This window comes from Streptomyces sp. NPDC047028, assembly GCF_040644095.1.
Lineage (GTDB): Bacteria > Actinomycetota > Actinomycetes > Streptomycetales > Streptomycetaceae > Streptomyces.
Map to the genome: position 1 here is coordinate 1 of NZ_JBEYVS010000029.1, position 23,273 is coordinate 23,273.

At 69.5% G+C, this 23,273-nt stretch carries 15 protein-coding genes and 1 pseudogene; 6 read left to right on the forward strand and 10 right to left on the reverse strand.

Annotated elements, in window-relative coordinates:
• The first annotated feature begins 154 nt into the window (after positions 1-154).
• From ABZ854_RS24490 to ABZ854_RS24500, 3 genes are all read left to right on the forward strand, one after another.
• A complete protein-coding gene (locus ABZ854_RS24490; protein WP_361214408.1) occupies positions 155-1,441 on the forward strand; it encodes a ribonuclease D in 1,287 nt (428 codons plus the stop codon).
• A 531-nt stretch (positions 1,442-1,972) separates the two neighbouring features.
• On the forward strand, positions 1,973-3,193 hold the full coding sequence (locus ABZ854_RS24495) for an acetyl-CoA C-acyltransferase (protein WP_361214409.1): 1,221 nt from the start codon (positions 1,973-1,975) through the stop codon (positions 3,191-3,193).
• A complete protein-coding gene (locus ABZ854_RS24500; RefSeq protein ID WP_361214411.1) occupies positions 3,190-5,316 on the forward strand; it encodes a 3-hydroxyacyl-CoA dehydrogenase NAD-binding domain-containing protein in 2,127 nt (708 codons plus the stop codon). The genes ABZ854_RS24495 and ABZ854_RS24500 overlap by 4 nt, the downstream gene beginning before the upstream one ends.
• A gap of 70 nt (positions 5,317-5,386) precedes the next feature.
• On the opposite strand, the gene ABZ854_RS24505 is transcribed toward ABZ854_RS24500, so the two are convergent.
• Positions 5,387-5,935, reverse strand: a complete 549-nt coding sequence (locus ABZ854_RS24505; protein WP_361214413.1) for an Ig-like domain-containing protein — start codon at positions 5,933-5,935, stop codon at positions 5,387-5,389.
• Between the two features lie 12 nt (positions 5,936-5,947).
• Between ABZ854_RS24505 and ABZ854_RS24510 the strand changes: the two are divergent.
• Positions 5,948-6,151 (forward strand): annotated as a pseudogene (locus ABZ854_RS24510) (LytR family transcriptional regulator); the annotation flags it as partial.
• A 52-nt stretch (positions 6,152-6,203) separates the two neighbouring features.
• Complete coding sequence (locus tag ABZ854_RS24515; protein WP_361214415.1) at positions 6,204-6,602, forward strand: NTP pyrophosphohydrolase; 399 nt, start codon at positions 6,204-6,206, stop codon at positions 6,600-6,602.
• Between the two features lie 42 nt (positions 6,603-6,644).
• Here ABZ854_RS24515 and ABZ854_RS24520 read toward each other — a convergent pair whose 3' ends face one another.
• The 9 genes from ABZ854_RS24520 to ngcE form a co-directional block, all read right to left on the reverse strand.
• Positions 6,645-8,168 (reverse strand): amino acid permease, encoded by a 1,524-nt coding sequence (locus tag ABZ854_RS24520; protein WP_361214417.1) that lies wholly within the window; start codon positions 8,166-8,168, stop codon positions 6,645-6,647.
• A 150-nt stretch (positions 8,169-8,318) separates the two neighbouring features.
• Positions 8,319-10,274 carry a 1-deoxy-D-xylulose-5-phosphate synthase gene (gene dxs / locus ABZ854_RS24525; protein WP_361214419.1) on the reverse strand — a complete coding sequence of 652 codons (1,956 nt, stop codon included), beginning with the start codon at positions 10,272-10,274 and terminating at the stop codon, positions 8,319-8,321.
• Positions 10,275-10,491: 217 nt separating this feature from the next.
• A complete protein-coding gene (locus ABZ854_RS24530) occupies positions 10,492-11,784 on the reverse strand; it encodes a sugar ABC transporter permease (protein ID WP_361214421.1) in 1,293 nt (430 codons plus the stop codon).
• A complete protein-coding gene (locus ABZ854_RS24535; protein WP_361214423.1) occupies positions 11,781-12,572 on the reverse strand; it encodes an ATP-binding cassette domain-containing protein in 792 nt (263 codons plus the stop codon). The genes ABZ854_RS24530 and ABZ854_RS24535 overlap by 4 nt, the downstream gene beginning before the upstream one ends.
• Before the next feature lie 258 nt (positions 12,573-12,830).
• Positions 12,831-13,925, reverse strand: a complete 1,095-nt coding sequence (locus tag ABZ854_RS24540; RefSeq protein WP_361214569.1) for a sugar ABC transporter substrate-binding protein — start codon at positions 13,923-13,925, stop codon at positions 12,831-12,833.
• 134 nt (positions 13,926-14,059) lie between these two features.
• The gene (locus ABZ854_RS24545; RefSeq protein ID WP_361214425.1) at positions 14,060-15,271 is read right to left on the reverse strand and encodes an ROK family transcriptional regulator; all 1,212 of its coding nucleotides are present in this window, start codon (positions 15,269-15,271) and stop codon (positions 14,060-14,062) included.
• Positions 15,272-15,702: 431 nt separating this feature from the next.
• The gene (locus tag ABZ854_RS24550; RefSeq protein WP_361214427.1) at positions 15,703-16,626 is read right to left on the reverse strand and encodes a carbohydrate ABC transporter permease; all 924 of its coding nucleotides are present in this window, start codon (positions 16,624-16,626) and stop codon (positions 15,703-15,705) included.
• Between the two features lie 4 nt (positions 16,627-16,630).
• Entirely contained in the window at positions 16,631-17,557 is a 927-nt protein-coding gene (locus ABZ854_RS24555; RefSeq protein WP_361214428.1) for a sugar ABC transporter permease, read from the reverse strand.
• Between the two features lie 60 nt (positions 17,558-17,617).
• Complete coding sequence (gene ngcE, locus ABZ854_RS24560) at positions 17,618-19,063, reverse strand: N-acetylglucosamine/diacetylchitobiose ABC transporter substrate-binding protein (protein WP_361214430.1); 1,446 nt, start codon at positions 19,061-19,063, stop codon at positions 17,618-17,620.
• A gap of 382 nt (positions 19,064-19,445) precedes the next feature.
• Between ngcE and ABZ854_RS24565 the strand changes: the two genes are divergently transcribed.
• A complete protein-coding gene (locus ABZ854_RS24565) occupies positions 19,446-23,249 on the forward strand; it encodes a GH92 family glycosyl hydrolase (protein ID WP_361214432.1) in 3,804 nt (1,267 codons plus the stop codon).
• Positions 23,250-23,273 lie beyond the last annotated feature (24 nt).

Sequence of the window (23,273 nt, forward strand, 5' to 3'; positions counted from 1 at the left end):
CCACACAGTCACACCCACACCCCCCCAACCGCTCTCCGAACATTAGTTACTGGAGTACCTACGTGTGCAATTCCTTTCTTTTGACGACCCTCCGGCGCCCGTCGACGGAACGTTCCGTCGACGGGCGCGGTCCGCACACCGATACTCTTGACAGGTGACCGACGCCCAAGACACCGCAGCAGACAGTGCCCTGCGTACCGCCGGGGGCACCCCTCCGGACGACGCCGGACCTTCTGTGACGGGGGCGCCGACACCGCTGCTGGAACCCCGCGAGGGCATTCCGCCCGTGATCGCCGACGACGCCGCGCTCGCCAAGGCGGTCGCCGCCTTCGCCGCCGGCTCGGGCCCCGTCGCGGTCGACGCCGAGCGGGCCTCCGGATACCGGTACGGCCAGCGCGCGTACCTGGTGCAGCTGCGCCGGGAGGGTGCCGGTACGGCACTGATCGACCCGGTCGCCTGTCCCGACCTGTCCGGGCTCGGCGAGGCGCTGACCGGCGTGGAATGGGTGCTGCACGCGGCCACCCAGGACCTGCCCTGCCTGCGCGAGATAGGCATGGTGCCGACCCGCCTGTTCGACACCGAGCTGGCGGGGCGGCTCGCCGGGTTCCCCCGGGTCGGGCTCGGGGCGATGGTCGAGAACGTGCTGGGCTTCGTCCTGGAGAAGGGCCACTCCGCCGTCGACTGGTCCACCCGCCCGCTGCCCGAACCCTGGCTGCGCTACGCGGCGCTCGACGTGGAGCTGCTGGTCGACCTGCGCGACGCCCTGGAGAAGGAGCTGGACCGGCAGGGCAAGCTGGACTGGGCCCTGCAGGAGTTCGCCGCGATCGCGGCCGCGCCGCCGGCCGAGCCGAGGAAGGACCCCTGGCGCCGTACGTCCGGGATGCACAAGGTGCGGCGGCGCCGGCAGCTGGCCGTCGTACGGGAGCTGTGGCAGACCCGGGACCGCATCGCGCAGCGCCGTGACGTGTCGCCGGGCAAGGTGCTGAGCGACGCCGCGATCGTGGAGGCGGCGCTCGCTCTGCCCGCGAACGTGCACGCGCTGGCGGCGCTGAACGGGTTCGGGCACCGGATGGGGCGGCGCCAGCAGGAGCAGTGGCAGGCGGCCGTCGACCGGGCGAAGGCCCTGCCGGACGCGGCGCTGCCGCAGCCGGGGCAGGCGGTGACCGGTCCGCCGCCGCCGCGCGCGTGGGCCGACAAGGACCCCGACGCCGCGGCCCGGCTGTCCGCGGCTCGGGCCGGGGTCTCGGCGCTGGCCGAGCAGCTCGGGATGCCGCAGGAGAACCTGGTGTCTCCGGACACGGTACGGCGCCTCTGCTGGGAGCCTCCGGCGGTGGACGCCGAGTCCGTGTCCGCGGCACTCGCCGGGTACGGGGCGCGTGCGTGGCAGGTGGCACAGGTGACCCCGGTCCTGATCACCGCACTGAGCGCGGGCCGCGCGTAGCCGTCGTAGTACATCTCCTGTGCGTCGACTGCGGGCCGCCCGTGGCCCCACGCCGCCGTGATCCGACCCGTATGCGGCGACTGCAGGCCGTCCCGCGTCGCGCGCCGCCGTGGTGCGTCCCGTGTGCGGCGACTGCGGGCCGTCCTGCGGCCGCGCGCCGCCGTGGTGCGTCCCGTGTGTGCGGACTGCGGGCCGTTCGTGGCTGGTCGCGCAGTTCCCCGCGCCCCTGGTCGGGGCGCTGCAGTCGGCCGGGGACGTCGAGATCACGCCAAGATCCGGGCCCGAGGCTCCGCCCAGCCTTCAAGCCGGCCGCACGCCGCCCGCCGCCGTCAGCGTGTCCCCACCGCCGCGGGCAGGCGTTCCGCAGGGCGGAACGGGTGGGCACGGCCACCAGCGCCGGGTGCCGGTTCAGGGACGCCCGCCGGTGTGATGTTCGCCGCTCCCCCGGGTAGGACTGTGCAGTCACGTTACTCGCAAGTAGCATGGTCGTAAGCAAGCGCTCAGCGTCCCGCACTCTGGAGGAGAGCCATCGTGCCTCGTACCCTCAGGGACGTCGTCTTCGTCGACGGCGTCCGCACCCCGTTCGGCAAGGCGGGCCCGAAGGGCATCTACCATGAGACCCGCGCCGACGACCTCGTCGTCAAGGCGATCCGGGAGCTGCTGCGCCGCAACCCGGGCCTGGACCCGAAGAAGATCGACGAGGTCGCCATCGCCGCGACCACACAGATCGGCGACCAGGGGCTGACCCTCGGCCGCACGGCCGGCATCCTCGCGGGCCTGCCGCAGTCCGTCCCCGGCTACTCGATCGACCGCATGTGCGCCGGCGCCCTGACCGCCGTCACGGCCACCGCCGGTTCGATCGCCTTCGGCGCCTACGACGCCGTCATCGCCGGTGGCGTCGAGCACATGGGCCGCCACCCGATGGGCGAGGGCGTGGACCCCAACCCCCGCTTCGTGAGCGAGAAGCTGGTCGACGAGTCCGCCCTGTTCATGGGCATGACCGCGGAGAACCTGCACGACCGCTACCCGCACATCACCAAGCTGCGCGCCGACGAGTACGCGGTGCGCTCGCAGGAGAAGGCCGCCAAGGCGTACGCCAACGGCAAGATCCAGCAGGACCTGGTCCCGATCTCGGTGCGCCGCACCAGCCCCGAGGGCGGCGAGACCGGCTGGGGTCTGGTCACCGCCGACGAGCCGATGCGCCCGGGCACCACCCTGGAGAGCCTCTCCGGCCTGAAGACGCCGTTCCGCGTGCACGGCCGGGTCACCGCGGGCAACGCGGCCGGCCTGAACGACGGCGCCACCGCGTCGATCATCGCGAGCGAGGACTTCGCCCGCGAGAACGAGCTGCCGGTCAAGATGCGCCTGGTGTCGTACGCCTTCGCGGGCGTCGAGCCGGAGGTCATGGGCTACGGCCCGATCCCCGCCACGGAGAAGGCCCTCGCCAAGGCGGGCCTGAGCATCTCCGACATCGGCCTGTTCGAGATCAACGAGGCCTTCGCCGTCCAGGTCCTGTCGCTGCTCGACCACTACGGCATCGCGGACGACGACGCGCGCGTGAACCAGTACGGCGGCGCCATCGCCTTCGGTCACCCGCTGGCCTCCTCCGGTGTCCGCCTGATGACCCAGCTCGCCCGTCAGTTCGAGGAGCAGCCCGAGGTCCGCTACGGCATCACCACCATGTGCGTCGGCTTCGGCATGGGCGCGACCGTCATCTGGGAGAACCCGCACTTCGCCGGAGGCAACAAGTGAGCACCGCTGAACTCCTGAAGGGCGCGGCCGAGCTGTTCGCGGACGAGGTCGTCACCGCCGCGCACGTACGCCACTTCGACCTGCCGTTCGGCGCCGGGCGCTTCGCGCTCATCACGCTGGACAACGGCTTCGACCACACCAAGCCGACCACCTTCGGCCCGCAGTCGCTCGCGAACCTCAACACCGCGATCGACCAGGTCGAGAAGGAGGCCGCGGACGGCCAAATCGTCGGCGTCGGCATCACCGGCAAGCCGTTCATCTTCGCGGTCGGCGCCGACCTCAAGGGCGTCGAGCTGCTGAAGAAGCACGAGGACGCGCTGGCCATCGGCAAGGGCGGCCACGAGGTCTTCAAGCGCCTGTCCGGCCTTGCCGTCCCGAGCTTCGCCTACTACAACGGCGCGGCGATGGGCGGCGGCGTCGAGGTCGGCCTGCACTGCTCCTACCGGACCGTCTCCAAGGCGATCCCGGCGTTCTCGCTGCCCGAGGTCTTCCTCGGCCTGGTGCCCGGCTGGGGCGGCTGCGCGCTGCTGCCGAACCTGATCGGCGCCGAGAAGGCCGTCTCGGTCATCATCGAGAACAGCCTCAACCAGAACAAGCAGCTCAAGGGCAAGCAGGTCTTCGAACTCGGCATCGCCGACGCGCTGTTCGAGGGCGCCGACTTCCTGGAGCAGTCGCTGCTGTGGACCGCGCAGGTCCTGGGCGGCGACGTCAAGGTCGAGCGTCCGGCGATCGACCGCGGCGAGGGCTGGGACCAGGCCGTCGCCAAGGGCCGCCTCGTCGCGGACTCCAAGGTGCACGGCGCGGCCCCGGCCGCCTACCGCGCCCTGGACATCATCGCCGCCGCCAAGGACGGCGACCTGCAGAAGGGCTTCGACGCCGAGGACCAGGCGCTCGCCGACCTCATCATGGGCGGTGAACTGCGGGCCGGCATCTACTCGTTCAACCTGGTGCAGAAGCGCGGCAAGCGTCCCGCCGGCGCCCCGGACAAGAACCTGGCCCGCCCGGTCACCAAGGTCGGCGTCGTCGGCGCGGGCCTGATGGCCTCCCAGCTCGCCCTCCTCTTCCTGCGCCGCCTGGAGGTCCCGGTCGTCCTCACGGACATCGACCAGGAGCGGGTCGACAAGGGTGTGGGCTACGTCCACGCCGAGATCGACAAGCTGCTCGGCAAGGGCCGTGTCAACCAGGACAAGGCCAACCGCCTCAAGGCGCTGGTGACCGGCGTCCTGGACAAGGCCGAGGGCTTCTCGGACGCCGACTTCGTCATCGAGGCCGTGTTCGAGGAGATCGGTGTCAAGCAGCAGGTGTTCGCGGAGGTCGAGGCGGTCGCCCCGGCACACGCGATCCTCGCCACCAACACCTCCTCGCTGTCGGTGTCGGAGATGGCGTCGAAGCTGAAGCACCCCGAGCGGGTCGTCGGCTTCCACTTCTTCAACCCGGTCGCGATCCTGCCGCTGCTGGAGATCGTCCGCGGCGAGCAGACCGACGACGCCTCGCTGGCGACCGCGTTCGCCGTGGCCAAGAAGCTGAAGAAGACCGCGGTCCTGGTGAAGGACGCCCCGGCGTTCGTCGTGAACCGCATCCTGACCCGCTTCATGGGCGAGATCCAGAACGTCATCGACGAGGGCACGCCGGTCGAGGTGGCGGAGAAGGCGATCGAGCCGCTCGGCCTGCCGATGTCCCCGCTGGTCCTGCTGGAGCTGGTCGGCCCCGCGATCGGTCTGCACGTCTCGGAGACCCTCAACCGGGCCTTCCCGGACCGCTTCACGGTCTCCCCCAACCTGGCGGCCGTCGTCAAGGCCGGCAAGCGCGGCTTCTACGTCTACGACAGCGGCAAGCCCGAGCTGGACCCGGAGGTCGCCGCACTGCTGAAGCAGGGCGACACCGTCCTGACCGAGGAGCAGGTGCGGGCGCGGGTGCTGGACGCGGTGACGCAGGAGATCGGGCTCATGCTCGACGAGGGCGTCGTCGCCGAGGCCCAGGACATCGACCTGTGCCTGATCACCGGCGCCGGCTGGCCCTTCCACCTGGGCGGCATCACCCCGTACCTGGACCGCGAGGGCGTCTCGGAACGCGTCAACGGCAAGAAGTTCCTCCAGCCGGGCGTGGCGTCGGTTCCGGCGTAGCGCGCGCACGCGCGTGAAGGGGGCCCCGCGGCAGCGGGGCCCCCTTTCCGTCTGCCGGTGGCCGTGCGTCTCAGCCGGCGAGCACGCCGGGCGCGGCGTACAGATCGCCGATGTAGACGGTGACCTGTCCCCTGGTCAGGCGGCCGTCCCCGTCGTCGAGGGTGTAGGCGAAGCGGTCGTATCCGCCCTGGCCGGGCAGCGGGGTGTAGACGACGGCGCCGTCGGGCTCGACCGCGGTGACACCGCGCAGCGCCGGCCCCACGCCGACGAGACGGACCCGCTCCCCCAGGCCCTCGGTGAGTCCGTGGAGCACTCCGCGGTGGCCGGGCGCCACCTTCAGTACGCGGCCCTGCCGGGGCAGTGGGGTGACCCGGTAACCATACTGCTTCACCGAGTGCGTGCTGCTGGTCAGCCTCGACCCGCCCCCGGCGATGATGCCCGCCCGCACCTGCGGGATGAGGACAGCGCCGGACGGCACGTCGTGGTGGACCGTGGCCGTGAACCGCGCGACGCGGAACGCGCCCGCCTCCACGGAGGTGGCGTACCGATCGCCGGCGGGCAGCAGACTGATGCCGGCGAGCCGGTCGATGCCCGCCACGCGTTCGAAGGGCTGCCTCATCACATAGCCGTACTGGCGAAGTTCGGGCGCAGCCTCAACGGGGTGGACCCCGCCGACTTGGACACCATCATGCTGCCGGTGGCGTACGACAAGATCGACCCCAACCGCGTCGTGGGGGCGGAGCCGCAGGACTCGCAGCTGTGGAAGGAGATCCGCACCGACTCCCGTATCCCTCAGGCCGCGAAGAGGTCCCCGGCCACCGGCGGGAGTTCCTGACCGGCCGTCGGGCACACACCGGTGCTCCCGCCCACCGTGCGACCCTGAAGCCATGGATGCCAAGGACCCCGCGGACGTGCCGGACGGGCACCCGCCCCTGCTGGTGATCGTCGACGCCGCGAATGTCGTCGGGTCGGTGCCCGACGGCTGGTGGCGGGACCGCCGGGGCGCGGCGGAACGGCTGCGTGACCGACTGGCGGCGGACGGGCTGCCGGGCCGGGCGGACCCGGTGGACCTCGTCCTCGTCGTGGAGGGTGCGGCCCGCGGTGTGGCGCCGGTGCCGGGCGTGCGGGTCGAGGCCGCCCCCGGAAGCGGCGACGATCTCGTGGTGGAACTGGTACGGAGGGCTCCCGGCCGCCCCTGTCTGGTCGTCACGGCGGACCGCGAACTGCGTCGCCGGGTCACGGAACTGGGGGCCGAGGTGACGGGCCCGAGAACCGTGCGCGGCTGACTCGTCCGAAAGAGGTACGCCGCCCGGGGCGGGGCCGGCCGGTTACGGTGCCGGGTCGTTCGGGGGGCGGGTGGGGCCGGCGGCCGTGGCGCGTTCGCGTTCGGCGAGGCGGCTGTGGGAGCGGCTGTAGAAGAAGTAGATGACGAAGCCGGCCGCCATCCAGATGCCGAAGCGCACCCAGGTCTCGGCCGGCAGGTTCAGCATCAGCCACAGCGAGGCGAGCACCGAGAGGATCGGCAGGAACGGCACCAGCGGGGTGCGGAAGGAGCGTTCCAGGTCGGGCCGGGTGCGCCGCAGGATGATCACGCTGATGGCGACGACGACGAACGCGAAAAGCGTGCCGATGTTCACCAGTTCGGCGAGCACGCTGAGGCTGGTGAAGCCGGCCACGATCGCGATGACGACGCCGAGCAGGATGGTCGGCCGGTACGGGGTTCGGAAGCGCGGGTGGGTGTGTGAGAAGAAGCGGGGCAGCAGGCCGTCCCGGCTCATCGCGAAGAACACCCGGGACTGGCCGAGGAGCAGGATCATGCACACGGTGGTGAGGCCGACGGCCGCGCCGAAGCTGATCAGACCCGCGAACCAGGGGTGTCCGGTCGCCTTGAAGGCGTCGGCGAGCGGCGCGTCCACGGACAGCTTCGTGTACTTCTCCATGCCGGTCACCACGACCGACACCGCCACGTACAGCACGGTGCAGATGATCAGGGAGCCGAGGATGCCGCGCGGCACGTCCCGCTGGGGCACGCGGGTCTCCTCGGCGGCGGTGGCGACGACGTCGAAGCCGATGAACGCGAAGAAGACCACGGACGCGGCCGTGAAGATGCCCATGACGCCGAAGTTGGACGGCGCCCAGCCGAAGATGAGCTGAATGAGTGGCGCCTTGAGGCTGCCGCCCGCCGGGACCGGCTGCTCCTTGGGGATGAACGGGTCGTAGTTCCCGCTGTGGATGAAGAAGGCGCCCGCGATGATCACGACGAGCACGACGGCCACCTTGATGGCGACGACGATCGAGGTGACCCGCGCGGAGAGCTTCATGCCGAGGACGAGGATCGCGGTGAGCACGAGGACGAGGGCGGCGGCGAGGATGTCGAAGCCGAACCCGGAGGCGCCGTCCCGGCCGCTGAGGTAGTCGGGCAGGTGCCAGCCCGCGTTGTCGAGCAGGGAGTGGATGTACCCGGACCAGCCGACGGCCACCACCGCCGTGCCGAGCGCGAGTTCCAGGACCAGGTCCCAGCCGATGATCCAGGCGGGGAACTCGCCGAGGGAGGCGTAGGAGAAGGTGTACGCGGAGCCCGCCACCGGGAGCGTCGCGGCGAACTCGGCGTAGCAGAGCGCGGCGAGCGCGCAGACGACACCGGCCACGACGAAGGACAGGGACACGGCCGGCCCGGCGGTGTTCTTGGCCGCCGTGCCGGTGAGGACGAAGATGCCGGTGCCGATGACGACACCGACGCCGAAGACGGTCAGGTCGAGCGCGGAAAGGGACTTCCTGAGTGCGTGCTCGGGCTCCTCGGTGTCCTGGATGGACTGCTCGACGTTCTTCGTCCTGAACAGGGCATTGCTCACGTCCTGCCTCCCACGCTTGTCGTCCTCGACATGATCGAGAGGGTCGGGGTGCGTATGCATGCCCCGGCACAGGCAGGTTCACGCAAACGGGCCGGTTCCGCCACCTGGAAGAGGCGGCGGAACCGGCCCGGTGTCACTTTTGCGCGCGTCCTAGTCCCGTGCGGGCTCCACCTCGGCGGACGGGCGGGAGGCGGGGGCGGCGCCGTTCGCGCGCAGCCGGGAGTGCGGGAGGCCGTCCAGCTTGGAGACCAGACCGGTGACCTGGCGGGCGATGTCGGGGGCGGTCAGCCCGATCTCGGCCATGACCTCGGAGCGGGAGGCATGGTCGAGGAAGCGGGGCGGGATGCCGAAGTCGCGCAGCGGTACGTCCACGCCCGCGTCGCGCAGCGCCTGGGCGATCGCGGAGCCGACGCCGCCGGCCCTGCTGTTGTCCTCGACGGTGACGACGACCCGGTGCCGCTCCGCCAGCGGGGCCATGGCCTCGTCGACGGGCTTGACCCAGCGCGGGTCGACGACGGTGGTGGAGATGCCCTGCTTGTCGAGCAGTCCGGCCACCTCCAGGCACATCGGGGCGAGGGCGCCCACGGAGACCAGGAGCACGTCGGGCCGGTCGGTGCCCGGCTCGCGCAGCACGTCCATGCCCCCGACGCGGCCCACGGCCGGTACGGCGGGGCCGACGGCGCCCTTGGAGAAGCGGACCACGGTCGGCGCGTCCTCGACGGCGACGGCCTCGCGGAGCTGGGCGCGCACCTGGTCGGCGTCGCGTGGGGCGGCCAGCCGCAGGCCGGGCACCACCTGGAGGATCGACATGTCCCACATGCCGTTGTGGGAGGCGCCGTCGGTGCCGGTGACCCCGGCCCGGTCCAGCACGAAGGTCACCCCGCACCTGTGCAGGGCCACGTCCATCAGGACCTGGTCGAAGGCGCGGTTGAGGAAGGTGGCGTAGACGGCGAAGACCGGGTGGAGTCCGCCGTGCGCGAGGCCGGCCGCGGAGACGGCGCCGTGCTGCTCGGCGATCCCGACGTCGTAGATCCGGTCGGGGAAGGCGTCGGCGAACTTCTTCAGGCCGACCGGCTGGAGCATGGCGGCCGTGATGGCCACGATGTCGTCGCGCTCCTTGCCGAGCCGGACCATCTCGTCGCCGAAGACGGAGGTCCAGTCGGCGCCGGCGGCCTTGATGGGCAGGCCGGTGTCGGGGTGGATGGGGCCGATGCCGTGGAAGCGGTCGGCCTCGTCCTGGAGGGCGGGCTGGTAGCCGCGGCCCTTCTCGGTGAGGCAGTGCACGATGACCGGCCCGCCGAAGCGCTTGGCCCGCGCGAGCGCCGACTCCAGCGCCTCGATGTCGTGGCCGTCGATCGGGCCGACGTACTTCAGGCCGAGGTCCTCGAACATGCCCTGCGGGGCGATGAAGTCCTTCAGGCCCTTCTTGGCGCCGTGCAGGGTCTCGTACAGCGGCTTGCCGACGACGGGCGTGCGGCCCAGGAGGTCCTTGCCGCGGGCGAGGAAGCGCTCGTAGCCGTCGGTGGTGCGCAGGGTCGCGAGGTGGTTGGCGAGGCCGCCGATGGTCGGCGCGTACGACCGCTCGTTGTCGTTGACGACGATGACGAGGGGGCGGTCCTTGGCGTCGGCGATGTTGTTCAGCGCCTCCCAGGCCATGCCGCCGGTCAGCGCGCCGTCACCGATGACGGCGACGACGTGGCTGTCCCGCTTCTTGAGCTGGTTGGCCTTGGCGATGCCGTCGGCCCAGCCGAGGACCGTGGAGGCGTGGCTGTTCTCGATGACGTCGTGCTCGGACTCCCCTTGCGAGGGGTAGCCGGACAGGCCGCCCTTCATCTTCAGCTTCGAGAAGTCCTGCCGGCCGGTGAGCAGCTTGTGCACGTAGGACTGGTGCCCGGTGTCCCACAGCACCTTGTCCTTGGGCGACTGGAAGACCCGGTGCAGGGCGAGGGTCAGCTCCACCACACCGAGGTTGGGGCCGAGGTGGCCGCCGGTCTTGGATACCGCGTCGACGAGGAAGGTCCGGATCTCCTCCGCCAGCAGGTCCAGCTCCTCCAGGCTGAGCCGGTCCAGATCGCGCGGTCCCCTGATGCGGGTCAGCAGCGGCACCCGTGCCTCCTTGCAGTAGAGCTGATCGAGCTTTCGGCGGGCCAGTCGAGTCTAAGACAGCCGCGTGCCCGGCACCTTCAAAGGCACCGGGCAACCGAACCGAGCCCCGTAGGGGCGCGGGGCTGTGACATTGTGCGGCTCCGCCGCGTGGGCGCGACCAGCCCCCACGGACCGGCACGCGCAGCGCACCCCACGCCCCTACGGCGAACCGGCACCGCTAAGCGCGGCCGGCGGACTTCTGCGTCTTCCGGGTGACCGCGTCGATCACGACAGTGGCCAGCAGCACCCCACCAGTGATCATGTACTGCACCGGCGAGGCGATGCCCTCCAGCGCGAGCCCGTACTGGATGGACACGATGACCAGCACACCGAGCAGCGCGTCCCAGGACCGGCCCCGGCCGCCGAACAGCGACGTACCACCGATCACGGCCGCCGCGATCGCGTTCATCAGCAGGTCACCGCCACCGGCGCCCTGGTTCGCGGAGGCGATCTTGGAGGCGATGAACAGACCCCCGATGGCCGCGAACGTACCGGCGATCGAGAAGACCGAGATCCGGACCATGGCCACGTTGATACCGGCGCGGCGCGAGGCCTCGACGCTGCCGCCGAGCGCGAAGATCTTCCGGCCGTACGCGGTACGGCGCAGCACGAAGTCCGCGAGGAACAGCACCGCGACGAAGATCAGCACCGCCAGCGGCAGGCCCTTGTTCTGGTTGAAGACGAACGCCACGGCGAAGGAGACGACGGCCAGCAGCACCGTACGCAGAATGGTCTCGCTGAGCGGCTTGGACGGCACCCCGGCGGCCTCGCGGCGCTTGTTGCCGAAGTAGGCGCTGAGGAAGTACAGCACCGTGACACCGATGGCCAGACCGTAGGCGGCGGCCACGTCGGAGAAGTAGTAGCTGGTCAGCTTGGCGACCAGGCCGTCGCTGTTGAGGTTGATGGTGCCGTTGGAACCCAGGATCTTCAGCATGAAGCCGTTCCAGAACAGCAGGCCCGCCAGGGTGACGGCGAAGGCCGGCACACCGATCTTCGCGAAGAAGAAGCCCTGGATCGCGCCGGCGACCGTTCCGGTGAGGATGGCCAGCACGAAGGCCAGCACCTCGTTCATACCGTGGGTGATGTTCAGCACCGCGAAGGTGGCGCCCGCGACACCGGAGAGGGAGCCGACCGACAGGTCGATCTCGCCGAGCAGCAGGACGAACACGATGCCGACGGCGATCATGCCGGTGCCGACCATGGCCACCGCGATGTCGGACAGGTTGCCCGCCGTCATGAAGTTGGAGTTCAGGCGCCAGAAGATCAGCCAGATGATCACCAGGCCGACGACGACCGGGAGGGAGCCGAGGTCACCGGCCTTCATCTTGCGCTTGAACTCGCTGACGTACCCGGCCAGGCCCTGTTCGCGCACCAGCAGCCGGGGGTCGACGGCCACGTCGGAGCCGCGGGCGGCCTCGGTGTTCTCCACGGCGTTGTCCCCAGGGGGCGTGGAGGTCTTGTCGATGCTCACTTCTTGATCTCCCCATTGGTGCGGGCCGCACGACGGGTCACGGCGTTGTCCGTGGCGCCGGTGATGGCGGAGATGATCTCTTCCTGCGAGGTCGACTTGACCTCGAAGACGCCGTTGTTGCGGCCCAGACGCAGCACGGCCACCTTGTCGGCGACGGCCTTGACGTCGGCCATGTTGTGGCTGATGAGGATCACGGCGTGGCCGCGCTCCCGCAGCCGCTCCACCAGGTCGAGCACCTGTGCGGTCTGCTCGACGCCGAGGGCGGCGGTCGGCTCGTCCAGGATCACCAGGCGGGGCTCGCCGAGCATGGAACGGGCGATGGCCACGACCTGGCGCTGGCCGCCGGAGAGCGAGGCGATCGGGATACGGACGCTCGGGATGCGGATCGAGAGCTGGTCCAGCAGCTCACGGGAGCGGCGCTCCATCTCCACCTCGTCCAGGACGCCGCGCCTGCGGAGCTCCCGGCCCAGGTAGAGGTTGCCGACGACGTCGATGTTGTCGCACAGCGCGAGGTCCTGGTACACCGTCGCGATGCCCAGGCTCTGGGCGTCGTGCGGCCTGTTGACCTGGACGGTCTTGCCGTCCCATTCGATGGCGCCCTCATCGATGGGGTGCACGCCGGCGATCGTCTTGACCAGCGTGGACTTTCCGGCACCGTTGTCGCCCACCAGGGCGACCACCTCACCGGCGTGGACCTCAAGCTCTACGTCGGTGAGCGCCTGAACGGCACCGAACCGCTTGGAGACCCCGCGCAACGCCAGCACGGGCGTAGCGGACACGTGAACCAACTCCTTCGCCGCCTGACCCGGCGGGAGGTTGTGCAGGGATTCTGGGTGGGTGGGTTGGGAGCAACCCGGAGGGGGGGATTCCGTCCGGCGCCCCGCGCCGAGCTTGCGGGGCTGTGTGGTGGGCGGGGCACCGGAGGGAGCCGGGGGGCGGTCGGTCCGGTCCCCTACGGGCCTTCAGGGACGAAGGCCCGTACGGGGGAAGGGACGTGACGCCGCTTGCCTCAGACGGACTGCTTCAGACCGACTGCTTCGGACCGACTACTTCAGACCGATCTTGTCGCAGGCCGCCTTGTACTGGGCGGTGCAGATGTCGGCGACCGTGTAGACGCCGTCCTTGACAACAGTGTCCTTGATGTTGGCCTGGGTCAGCGCGGTGACCGGCACCAGCACGGACGGGACACCCTTGGTGGTGGGGCTGTCGACCTTGTCCTTGGCGACGGAGTCGAGCGACTTGCCCTGGGCCAGGTCCACGGCCATCTCGGCGGCGGCGTCGGCCTCGGGGGCGTACGGCTTGTAGACGCTCATGTACTGGTCACCGGTGACGATGCGCTGCACGCCGGCCAGCTCGGCGTCCTGGCCGGTCACCGGCACCTTGATGCCGGCGGCCTTCAGGGCGGTGATGATGCCGCCCGCCATGCCGTCGTTGGCGGAGTAGACGCCGATGATGTTCTTCTTGCCGAGGGCGGAGATGGCGCCCTCCATGTTGGCGTTGGCGTTCTCCGGCTTCCACTCCTTGGTGTCGTACTCCTTGCCGATGTTCACCTTGCCGTCGAGCACCTCGTGGGCGCCCTTCTTGAACTGCGCGGCGTTCGGGTCGGTGGAGGAACCGTTCATCATGACGATCTTGCCGGACTTGGCCTTGGAGCCGAGCGCCTTCAGCAGCGCCTCGCCCTGGGTCTTGCCGACGGTCTCGTTGTCGAACGACGTGTAGGCGTCGATCGGGCCCTGCGCCAGGCGGTCGTAGGCGACGACCGGGATGCCGGCGTCCTTGGCCTTCTGCACCGAGTTCTTGATGGCCGCTGCGTCCACCGCGTCGACGATCAGCACGTCCACCTTGTTGGTGATCATGGTGTCGACCTGCTGGTTCTGCAGGCTGGCGTCCTGCTTGGCGTTCGCGTAGACGATCTTGCCCTTGTTGTTCGTCAGCTCCGCGACCTTCTTCTCGATCAGCGGGCGGTCGAACTTCTCGTAGCGGGCGGTCTGGTTCTCCGGCAGGAGCAGGCCGACCTTGATGTCGTCGCCCTTCTTCGCCGACGAGGTGGACGAGCTGCCCTTGGACTCCTTGGCACTGCCACAAGCGGCCAGCGAGACGGCCATGGCACCAGCGGCTACGGCGACCGCGGCACGGCGCATACGTGCGTTCACTTGGAAAACCTCCCTGACGAGGCCGCGAACGTTGCGGCCGAGGTGGCTGGAAGTCAACTCGGCCACGCGTGCGACGTCAAGAAGTAAATCCTTAACGAGATGACAACGGTGCCATCCGTCCTCTAAGTGAAGACAGGGGTGGCCGCAGGCAGCGCGCCTGCGACAGAGCCGTCCAGAAGGGTCGAATCACCCATCTCGCTGAGCGCGAGAGCGAGCGCTCCGAGCACCTCCGCACGGCCCCCAAGTGCCCCCGGGAGAACCGACAGTTGGCGCGCCGCGCTGGGGATGGCGTAGCGGCCGACAGACTCCCTGATCGGCCCGAGGACGAGCTCTCCGGCCTCGGCGAGATCACCACCGAGGACCACCCGGCTCGGGTTCAGCAGATTGCAGAGATTGGCCACTCCACTGCCGATATGGCGGCCGACGTCGGCGATCACCCGACGGCAGCCCGGGTCGCCGTCCCTGGCCAGCCGTACGACGCCTTCCATCGTCAGGTCGGTGCCGTGACTGGACTGCAGCAGCGGGAGCACGTGGCGCGCCGCCGCGAAGGTCTCCAGGCAGCCACGGTTTCCGCAACGGCAGACCGGGCCGGACTCATCAAGAGTAATATGACCGATTTCTCCCGCTGTGCCACCCGGACCGCGGTAGATCTTGCCGTTGATCACCAGGCCGGCTCCGACACCGCTGGCGACCTTGATGTAGGCGAGGTCCCGCACGCCCTTGCCGCTGCCCCAGACCAGCTCCCCCAGGGCGCCGAGGTTGGCGTCGTTGTCGACGTGCACGGGCACGCCCAGGCGGTCGCGCAGCTCCTGGGCGGGCCGGGTGCCGCCCCAGCCCGGCAGGATGGCGGTGGAGCCCAGGGTGCCCGACTCCAGGTCGATCGGTCCGGGCACGCCGAGGCCCACGCCCGCGATCTTCGACCGGTCGACGCCGGTCGCCGCGATCAGACGGCTGACCAGCTCCTCTGCCCGGTCGAAGCCCTGCGCGGAGGAGGCGTCCACGTCCAGTGGCTCGGACTCCTCGGCCAGCACCTGGTGGGCGAGGTTGCCGATCGCGACCCGCAGGTGGGTGTGGCCGAAGTCGACGCCGATCACGATGCCTGCGTCGCCGCTCAGGCTGACGCTGCGGGCCCGGCGGCCGCCCGCGGAGGTGGGGGTGACCTCGACGGTCCCGCCGTCCTTCAGCTCCCGCACGATGTTGGAGACCGTCGCGGCGGACAGCCCGGTCGTCCGCGCGATCTCCGCCTGCGTGAGCGATCCGGCCAGCCGGACGGCCCGTACGACCCGTTCCAGGTTGGCTCGGTGCAGCGACGACTGCGACCCCGGAGTCTCCATCGACCCATCCACTCCCGCCATCGGCCGGGCGGCACCCGCGCCGCCCGTGACCCCGGTCACAGCGATCGGACCGGGCCACTTACAAGTTATGAACTCCAAGCTCCGCTGAACGGGTTACCGCAGTCAAGTCCTTGACGGAAATCGCTTCCGCCCGGATCGTGTCGCGCCGGTCACCCCCGCGGCCACACCGGAGCACCCCGGAGCAGCCCAGGGCGCCTCCTGGAAGCCTGCGGGTGCCGCCGTGCGGGGCCGGGGGGGGCGGGCGGAAGCGGCGGGCCGGCGGTGGTCGATCGTTCAGCCGCCGCAGTCCCGGGCACTGAGCGTGACGGAGTCGTCACTGTACGTGCGCGCTGGAGGGCGCGCACGCGGACCGGCGCGCGGCCGGACCGGCCGCGCGCCGAAGAAAGAGAGGGGTGGGTGGCCGGATCCGCCTACTTCAACGCCCCCGCGGTGAGCCCGGCGACCACCTGCCGCTGGAAGATGATGTACGCCGCCAGGACCGGCAGCATCGCCATCACCAGGCCGGCGAAGAGGCCCGACCAGTCACCCTTGTAGCCCTGGCTGACCGCCAGCTGGACCAGGCCCTGGGTGAGGACCCGCTTGTCGGGGTCGGTGTTCAGGACCGTGGGCAGCATGTACTGGTTCCACTGGCCCAGGAAGTTGAAGATGCCCACGCTGATCAGGCCCGGCTTGGCCATCGGCAGCATGATCTGGAAGAAGGTCCGCGAGTGGGAGGCGCCGTCCACGAAGGCCGCCTCCGCCACCGAGGTGGGCAGGGTGCGGAAGAACGCGGTGAGGAAGAAGACCGTGAACGGCAGTGAGTAGGCGATGTAGACCAGGATCAGGCCGTGGATGGTGTTGAGCAGCCCCATGTTGTTCACGACGTAGAACAGCGGGACCAGCGCCAGCATGATCGGGAAGCTCATGCCACCGATGAACAGGTAGTAGATGAATCGGTTCCCGGGGAAGTCGAAGCGGGCCAGGACGTAGGCCGCCATCGAGCCGAGGACCAGTGTGCCGATGAGCGAGCCCCCGACCACCAGGACGGTGTTGAGGAAGTAGTCGCTCATGTGGGCCTCGGTCCAGGCCCGCGACCAGTTGTCGAAGTGCAGCTTGTCGGGCAGCGACCAGGGCGAGCCGACGATGGAGCTGTCGTCCTTGAAGGAGGACATCACCGCCCACAGCAGCGGCATGATCACCATGATCGCCCAGAGGACCAGCATGCCGTGGGAGAAGACGTTGAGGACGCCCCCCTCCTTCTTCGGCGTCTCGGGCTGCCGCCGTGCCACGTCCACCTCGGCCACGGGCGCCCCGGACTCGGCCGGCAGCGGGGCGGGGGTCTCGGTCGTCTTCATCGCTTCAGTACTCCAGCCGCTCGCGACGGCCCAGGCGCATCACGATCGCGGCGAACGCGAGCGTGACGACGAGCAGGGCGACGCCGATGGTCGTGGCGTAGGCGGCCTGACCGTCCCGGAACGCCTTCTGGTACACGTACAGGACCAGCACGGTGGTCGAGTAGTCGGGGCCGCCCGGCCCGGTCGTCATGATCTGCACGACCGCGAACGACTCGGCGCCGAGGGCGAGGATGCCCATGTAGACCCAGCCGGACTGCACGGTGTCCCACAGCAGCGGCAGGGTGATGCGGAAGAACGTGGTGAAGCGGCTCGCGCCGTCCAGCAGCGCCGCCTCGTACAGGTCGGCCGGGATGGACGCCATGCCGGCCGAGAACAGGACCACGAAGAAGCCGACCGTGGACCACACCAGCACCGCCATCACGCACCACAGCGCCAGGTTCGGGGAGCCGAGCCAGAGCGGCTGGAGGCTGTCCAGGCCGATCCCGCGCAGGAACGAGTTGATGGCGCCGCTGTCGGGGTTGTACGCGTTCTCGAACAGCACCGCGACGATCGCGATCGACAGCACCTGCGGGAAGAAGTACACGATCTTGTAGAACGAGGAACCGCGGACCCCGGAGATCACGGGTCCGCCCTTCCTGCGCCGCCCACCCACATTGATCATGAAGGCGAGGAACAGCGCCAGACTCAGTGTCACCAGCGGCAGCACGAGGGCGAAGACGAGGCTGTGCTCCAGCGACTTCCAGAAGATGTCGTCGTCGAACATCCTCTTGTAGTTGTCGACGCCGACCATCTTGAAATCGGGGCTCAGGCCCGTCCAGTCCGTGAACGAGTAGTAGATGGACTGGATGAAGGGCCATACGACGAAGAGCGCGTACAGCCCGAGGGGAACCACGAGGAACCCCACGATGAACCGGTACTTGCCGTGCTGCATTACTGCCGACCCCGATCTTAGGTCAGGTGCTGCCGCTGGTGACGGGCCCTCAGACGAGGGTCACTGGTGCTTGTAGTGCTTGATCGACGTGTCCTTCGCGGCCTCGTCCGCGTAGCCCTGGATCTTCTTGATGGTCTCGGCCGGAGTGGCGCGCCCGGCCATCATCTCGCCGAGGCCGGCCACCCCGATCTTCTCCTTCTGGAGCTGCACGTACCAGTCCTGCAGGCGCGGATTCACCACGTTGGATCCGGCCTTGTCCAGCGCCGCCACGCCCGACTTCAGGCCGGGGGTGAGGGTGATGCCGGTGGTGCCGCCGTTGTACGCGGTCAGCGACTTCACCTTGGACGTGAAGTTCTTCGAGGACGCCTCGGAGAGCATGATGCGCAGCTGCTCCATGCCGCCCTCGGTGTTCGCCGCCTTGGCCGGGACGATGAAGGGCTCGCCGCCGGAGGCCCAGATGGTGCCGAAGGGCATCTTGTCGGAGGAGTCGATGCCGGAGGGCGCGGAGACCGCGAGGTTGAAGTCCTTGGGGATGACGTTCGCCGACTCGTTCTCCACCCAGGAGCCGTTCGGGATGAACAGCGCCTTGCCCTTGGCCCAGGCGGCCTGGGACTGGATGTGGTCCAGGCCGGGGGTGCCCTTGAGGATGTAGCCCTTCTTGTACAGCTCGTAGTACGCCTCGAAACAGGCCTTGACGGCCGGGTGCTTCCAGGCGTTCGGCTCCAGGTTGTCGATGGCGTCGAGCACCTCGCGGCCGCCGACCTTGGCGATCATCGGGTACAGCGAGAAGGGGATGTAGTACGGGTACTTGCCCGCGTACGTCCAGCCGGCGATGCCCTTCTTCTTGGCCTTCGCGCAGACGGCGAGCATGTCGTCCCAGGTCTCCGGGTACGTCACGTCGAGGTCGTCCAGGGCCTTCTGCGAGTACCAGACGCCGTACACCGTGTAGGCGTAGTACATGATCCAGACCGGGTCGCCGTCGAACTGGCCCATCTCGACGATGCCGGGGCGCAGCGTGTCGCGGACCTTCTTCTTCGGGTCGTCGTACGACGGCGCGTCGAGCAGCGGGGTGAGGTCCGCGAGCTGCTTCTTGCCGACGAGGACACCCATGTCCATCTGCTCGGCGCCGGAGTTGTCGATGAGGTCCGGCGGGTTGCCCTGGTTGAAGCGGGGCTGGAGGGTGGACTGGATCTTCTGGGTGGCGGAGAACTTCACCGTGGCCTTCGGGAAGTCCTTCTGGTAGATCTTCACGGCGTCCTCGGCGTACTCCTTGCCGAAGCCGCCGTCGAACAGGACGAACTCCATCTTGGCGGTCTCGTTGACGCCGAGCGGGTTCTTGGCGGTCTTCTTGCCCGCCTTCGCCTTGTCCTGCCCGTCGCCGCCGCCGCTCGCGCAGGCGGACAGCAGGCTCATCCCAGGAGCCGCGACCAGGCCGATCGCGGCGGACCGCTTGATCAGATCACGGCGGCCGACGCCCTCGGCACCGTGGTTCGAGGTGGATCCCATGCTCAAGTCCTCGCCTTCTCCAGGACTCAGGCGGTGAACCGGATCCTCCCCGGCACCGCGGTCGGGTAGTGCTGGGTCGTGCAGATCGTGCAGGTCTTGCGGGGACATCACGCTGAAAGAAATCGCTGGAAACGCCGACAGGTATAGTCCACTTCCCGCCAGCTGAGCAAGATCGAATGCAAGGTTGGCGACGGGTCTTTTCCGAGTTGAGACCTCCCGGACATATGAACGCGCTGTGCGCCCCCGGCCGGAAAAAGTCGCGACATAGGCCCCTGAATGCCTCAGCCAACACCTTGACATCGCTGGGCACTTGACTCCCTACTGGTTCCTGCGCCCCACATTGACAACGTTGTCTGACGAGGGTCAGGGAGGGAATCCGTAGATGCAGCGGAGAACGCGGCACAGAGGAAGTCCGGCGGTCGTCATCACGGCCGCCTTTGTCATGGCCGTCGGGGCCCAGGGCGCGGCGGTGGCCCTGCCCGCCCGGGCCCCGGCGGCCGGCCAGCAGTTCGCCTCCTCGTTCGAGACGGGCGATCCGGCTCCGGACTGGCTGAACACCGTCGACACCGGACCCGACGGCACCAAGCGCGCCTCCGGCGTGGACGGCGGCTACAGCACCGGCATCCCCGGCAATGTCACCGACCATGTGACCGACGTGCGGGCGAGCGGCGAGAACACCGGCGGCGGCGAGGTGAAGGAGAACCTCGTCGACGGCGAGTCCGCCACCAAGTGGCTGACGTTCCAGCCCACCGGCTGGGTCGAGTTCGACCTGGACAAACCCATCAAACTCCAGACGTACGCCCTCACCTCGGCCAATGACTACGCCGAGCGCGACCCGCAGGACTGGACCCTCCAGGGCTCGACGGACGGCAAGGACTGGAAGACCATCGACACCCGGTCGGGCGAGACCTTCGCCGAGCGGTTCCAGACGAAGTCGTACGACCTGGCCGAGCCGGCCGAGTACCAGCACTTCCGGCTCGACATCACGGGGAACAACGGCGCCTCGAACATCGTGCAGCTCGCCGACGTGCAGTTCTCCACCGGCGGCACGGACAGTCCCGTGCCCGAGGACATGCTCTCGCTCGTCGACCACGGGCCGAGCGGCTCCCCGACGGCCAAGGCGCGGGCCGGATTCACCGGAAAGCGTGCCCTGCGCTACGCCGGACGGCACACGGCCACCGGCCGGGCGTACTCGTACAACAAGGTGTTCGACGTCAACGTGAAGGTCCACCGCGACACCGGCCTGTCGTACCGGATCTATCCGGCGATGGCCGACGGCGACCGCGACTACGACGCCACCAACGTCTCCGTCGACCTGGCCTTCACCGACGGCACCTACCTCAGCGACCTCGGCGCGACCGACCAGCACGGGTTCCCGCTGTCGCCGCGTGGCCAGGGCGACGCGAAGGTGCTGTACGTCAACCAGTGGAACGACGTGGTCTCGCGGATCGGCTCGGTGGCGGCGGGCAAGACCGTCGACCGGATCCTGCTGGCGTACGACTCCCCCAAGGGGCCGGCGAAGTTCCGCGGCTGGCTCGACGACGTGGCCCTGAAGCGGATGGCGCCCGAGCGGCCCAAGGCGCACCTGTCGGACTACGTGCTGACCACGCGCGGCACCAACTCCAGCGGCAGTTTCTCGCGCGGCAACAACTTCCCGGCGACGGCGCTGCCGCACGGCTTCAACTTCTGGACGCCGGTGACCAACGCGTCCTCGCTGAGCTGGCTGTACGAGTACGCGCGCGCCGACAACGACGACAACCTGCCGACGATCCAGGCGTTCAGCGCGAGCCACGAGCCGAGCCCCTGGATGGGTGACCGGCAGACGTTCCAGCTGATGCCGTCGGCCGCCGCCGGCGCCCCGGACACCGACCGGGACGCGCGGGCCCTGGCCTTCCGGCACGAACACGAGACCGCGCGGCCGTACTACTACGGCGTGCGGTTCGAGAACGGCCTGAAGGCGGAGATCGCGCCCACCGACCACGCGGCGGCCCTGCGCTTCACCTACCCGGGCGACAACGCGAGCGTCGTCTTCGACAACGTCACCGACCAGGCCGGACTGACCCTGGACAAGGAGCACGGCGTCGTCACCGGCTACTCGGACGTGAAGTCCGGGCTGTCCACGGGCGCGACCCGGCTGTTCGTCTACGGCGTCTTCGACAAGCCGGTGACCGGCGGCGACTCGAGCGGCGTCAAGGGCTGGATGCGCTTCGACACGGGCTCTGACCACACGGTCACCCTGCGCCTGGCCACCTCCCTGATCAGCGTCGACCAGGCGAAGGACAACCTGCGCCAGGAGATCCCCGACGGCACCTCCTTCGACACCGTCGAGCACCGCGCTCAGCGGACCTGGGACCGCCTGCTGGGCAAGGTCGAGGTGCAGGGCGCGACCCCGGACCAGCTGACGACGCTGTACTCCAGCATGTACCGGCTGTACCTGTACCCCAACTCCGGCTTCGAGAAGGCCGGCGGCAAGGACCGGTACGCCTCGCCGTTCTCCCCGATGACCGGGCCGGACACGGCCACGCACACCGGGGCGAAGATCGTCGACGGCACGGTGTACGTCAACAACGGCTTCTGGGACACCTACCGGACCACCTGGCCGGCGTACTCGCTGTTCACCCCGTCCCAGGCCGGTGAGATGGTCGACGGTTTCGTGCAGCAGTACAAGGACGGCGGCTGGACCTCCCGCTGGTCCTCCCCCGGCTACGCCGACCTGATGACCGGCACCTCCTCCGACGTGGCGTTCGCCGACGCCTACGTCAAGGGCGTGCACATGGACGCGAAGGCGGCGTACGACGCGGCGCTGAAGAACGCCACCGTCGTGCCCCCGTCGTCCGGCGTCGGCCGCAAGGGCATGAGCACCTCGCCGTTCCTCGGCTACACCAGCACCGCCACCGGCGAGGGCCTGTCGTGGGCGATGGAGGGATACGTCAACGACTACGGCATCGCGCAGATGGGCGCGGCGCTCTACAAGAAGACCGGCGAGAAGCACTACAAGGAGGAGTCCGAGTACTTCCTCAACCGGGCGCAGGACTACGTCAAGCTGTTCGACCCCAAGGCGGGCTTCTTCCAGGGCCGCGACGCCAAGGGCGACTGGCGCGTGGACTCCGCGAAGTACGACCCGCGCGTGTGGGGCTACGACTACACGGAGACCGACGGCTGGGGCTACGCCTTCACCGCCCCGCAGGACAGCCGGGGCCTGGCCAACCTGTACGGCGGCCGCAAGGGCCTCGGCGACAAGCTCGACGAGTACTTCTCCACCCCGGAGACGGCCTCCCCGGAGTACGTCGGCTCCTACGGCGGCGTCATCCACGAGATGACCGAGGCGCGGGACGTGCGGATGGGCCAGTACGGCCACTCCAACCAGGTCGCGCACCACGTCATCTACATGTACGACGCGGCCGGCGAGCCCTGGAAGGCGCAGGCGAAGGTCCGCGAGGTGCTCTCCCGGCTGTACGTCGGCAGCGAGATAGGCCAGGGCTACCACGGCGACGAGGACAACGGCGAGCAGTCGGCCTGGTACCTGTTCTCCTCGCTCGGCTTCTACCCGCTGGTCATGGGCAGCGGCGAGTACGCGATCGGCTCCCCGCTGTTCAAGAAGGCGACCGTACACCTGGAGAACGGCCACGACCTGGTCGTCAAGGCGCCGCGCAACAGCGCGAAGAACATCTACGTGCAGGGCGTGAAGGTCGACGGGCACCGGTGGACCAAGACCTCACTCCCCCACTCGCTGCTGGCCAAGGGCGGCACCATCGAGTTCTCCATGGGCCCCAGGCCGTCGTCGTGGGGCACGGGCAAGGACGCGGCGCCCGTCTCCATCACCCGGGACGACAAGGTGCCCGCCCCGCGCGCGGACCTGCTGAGCGGTCCGGGCGCCCTGTTCGACAACACGTCGGCCACCGACGCCACGGTGACCTCGGTGGACCTGCCGGTGGCCGGCACGGCGAAGCCCGTGCAGTACACGCTGACCTCGTCGGCCGACCACACCGAGGCGCCGACGGGCTGGACGGTGCAGGGCTCCACGGACGGCACGAACTGGCACACGCTGGACCAGCGCTCCGGTGAGTCGTTCCGCTGGGACCGGCAGACCAGGGCGTTCACCATCGCGCACCCGGGCTCGTACGCCAAGTACCGCCTGGTGCTGGACGGTTCGGCCACGCTGGCGGAGGTGGAGCTGCTGGGCTGACCGGACGACGGCGAAGGGGGGCGG

What these genes read in the sequence shown, in the direction of transcription:
- ABZ854_RS24540 (WP_361214569.1), bottom strand. Translation starts at nt 13,925, where the DNA reads ATGCGCCGTGCCGCGGTCGCCGTAGCCGCTGGTGCCATGGCCGTCTCG.
- ABZ854_RS24555 (WP_361214428.1), bottom strand. Translation starts at nt 17,557, where the DNA reads ATGCAGCACGGCAAGTACCGGTTCATCGTGGGGTTCCTCGTGGTTCCC.
- ABZ854_RS24565 (WP_361214432.1), top strand. Translation starts at nt 19,446, where the DNA reads ATGCAGCGGAGAACGCGGCACAGAGGAAGTCCGGCGGTCGTCATCACG.
- ABZ854_RS24515 (WP_361214415.1), top strand. Translation starts at nt 6,204, where the DNA reads ATGGATGCCAAGGACCCCGCGGACGTGCCGGACGGGCACCCGCCCCTG.
- ngcE (WP_361214430.1), bottom strand. Translation starts at nt 19,063, where the DNA reads ATGGGATCCACCTCGAACCACGGTGCCGAGGGCGTCGGCCGCCGTGAT.
- ABZ854_RS24505 (WP_361214413.1), bottom strand. Translation starts at nt 5,935, where the DNA reads ATGAGGCAGCCCTTCGAACGCGTGGCGGGCATCGACCGGCTCGCCGGC.
- ABZ854_RS24550 (WP_361214427.1), bottom strand. Translation starts at nt 16,626, where the DNA reads ATGAAGACGACCGAGACCCCCGCCCCGCTGCCGGCCGAGTCCGGGGCG.
- ABZ854_RS24545 (WP_361214425.1), bottom strand. Translation starts at nt 15,271, where the DNA reads ATGGAGACTCCGGGGTCGCAGTCGTCGCTGCACCGAGCCAACCTGGAA.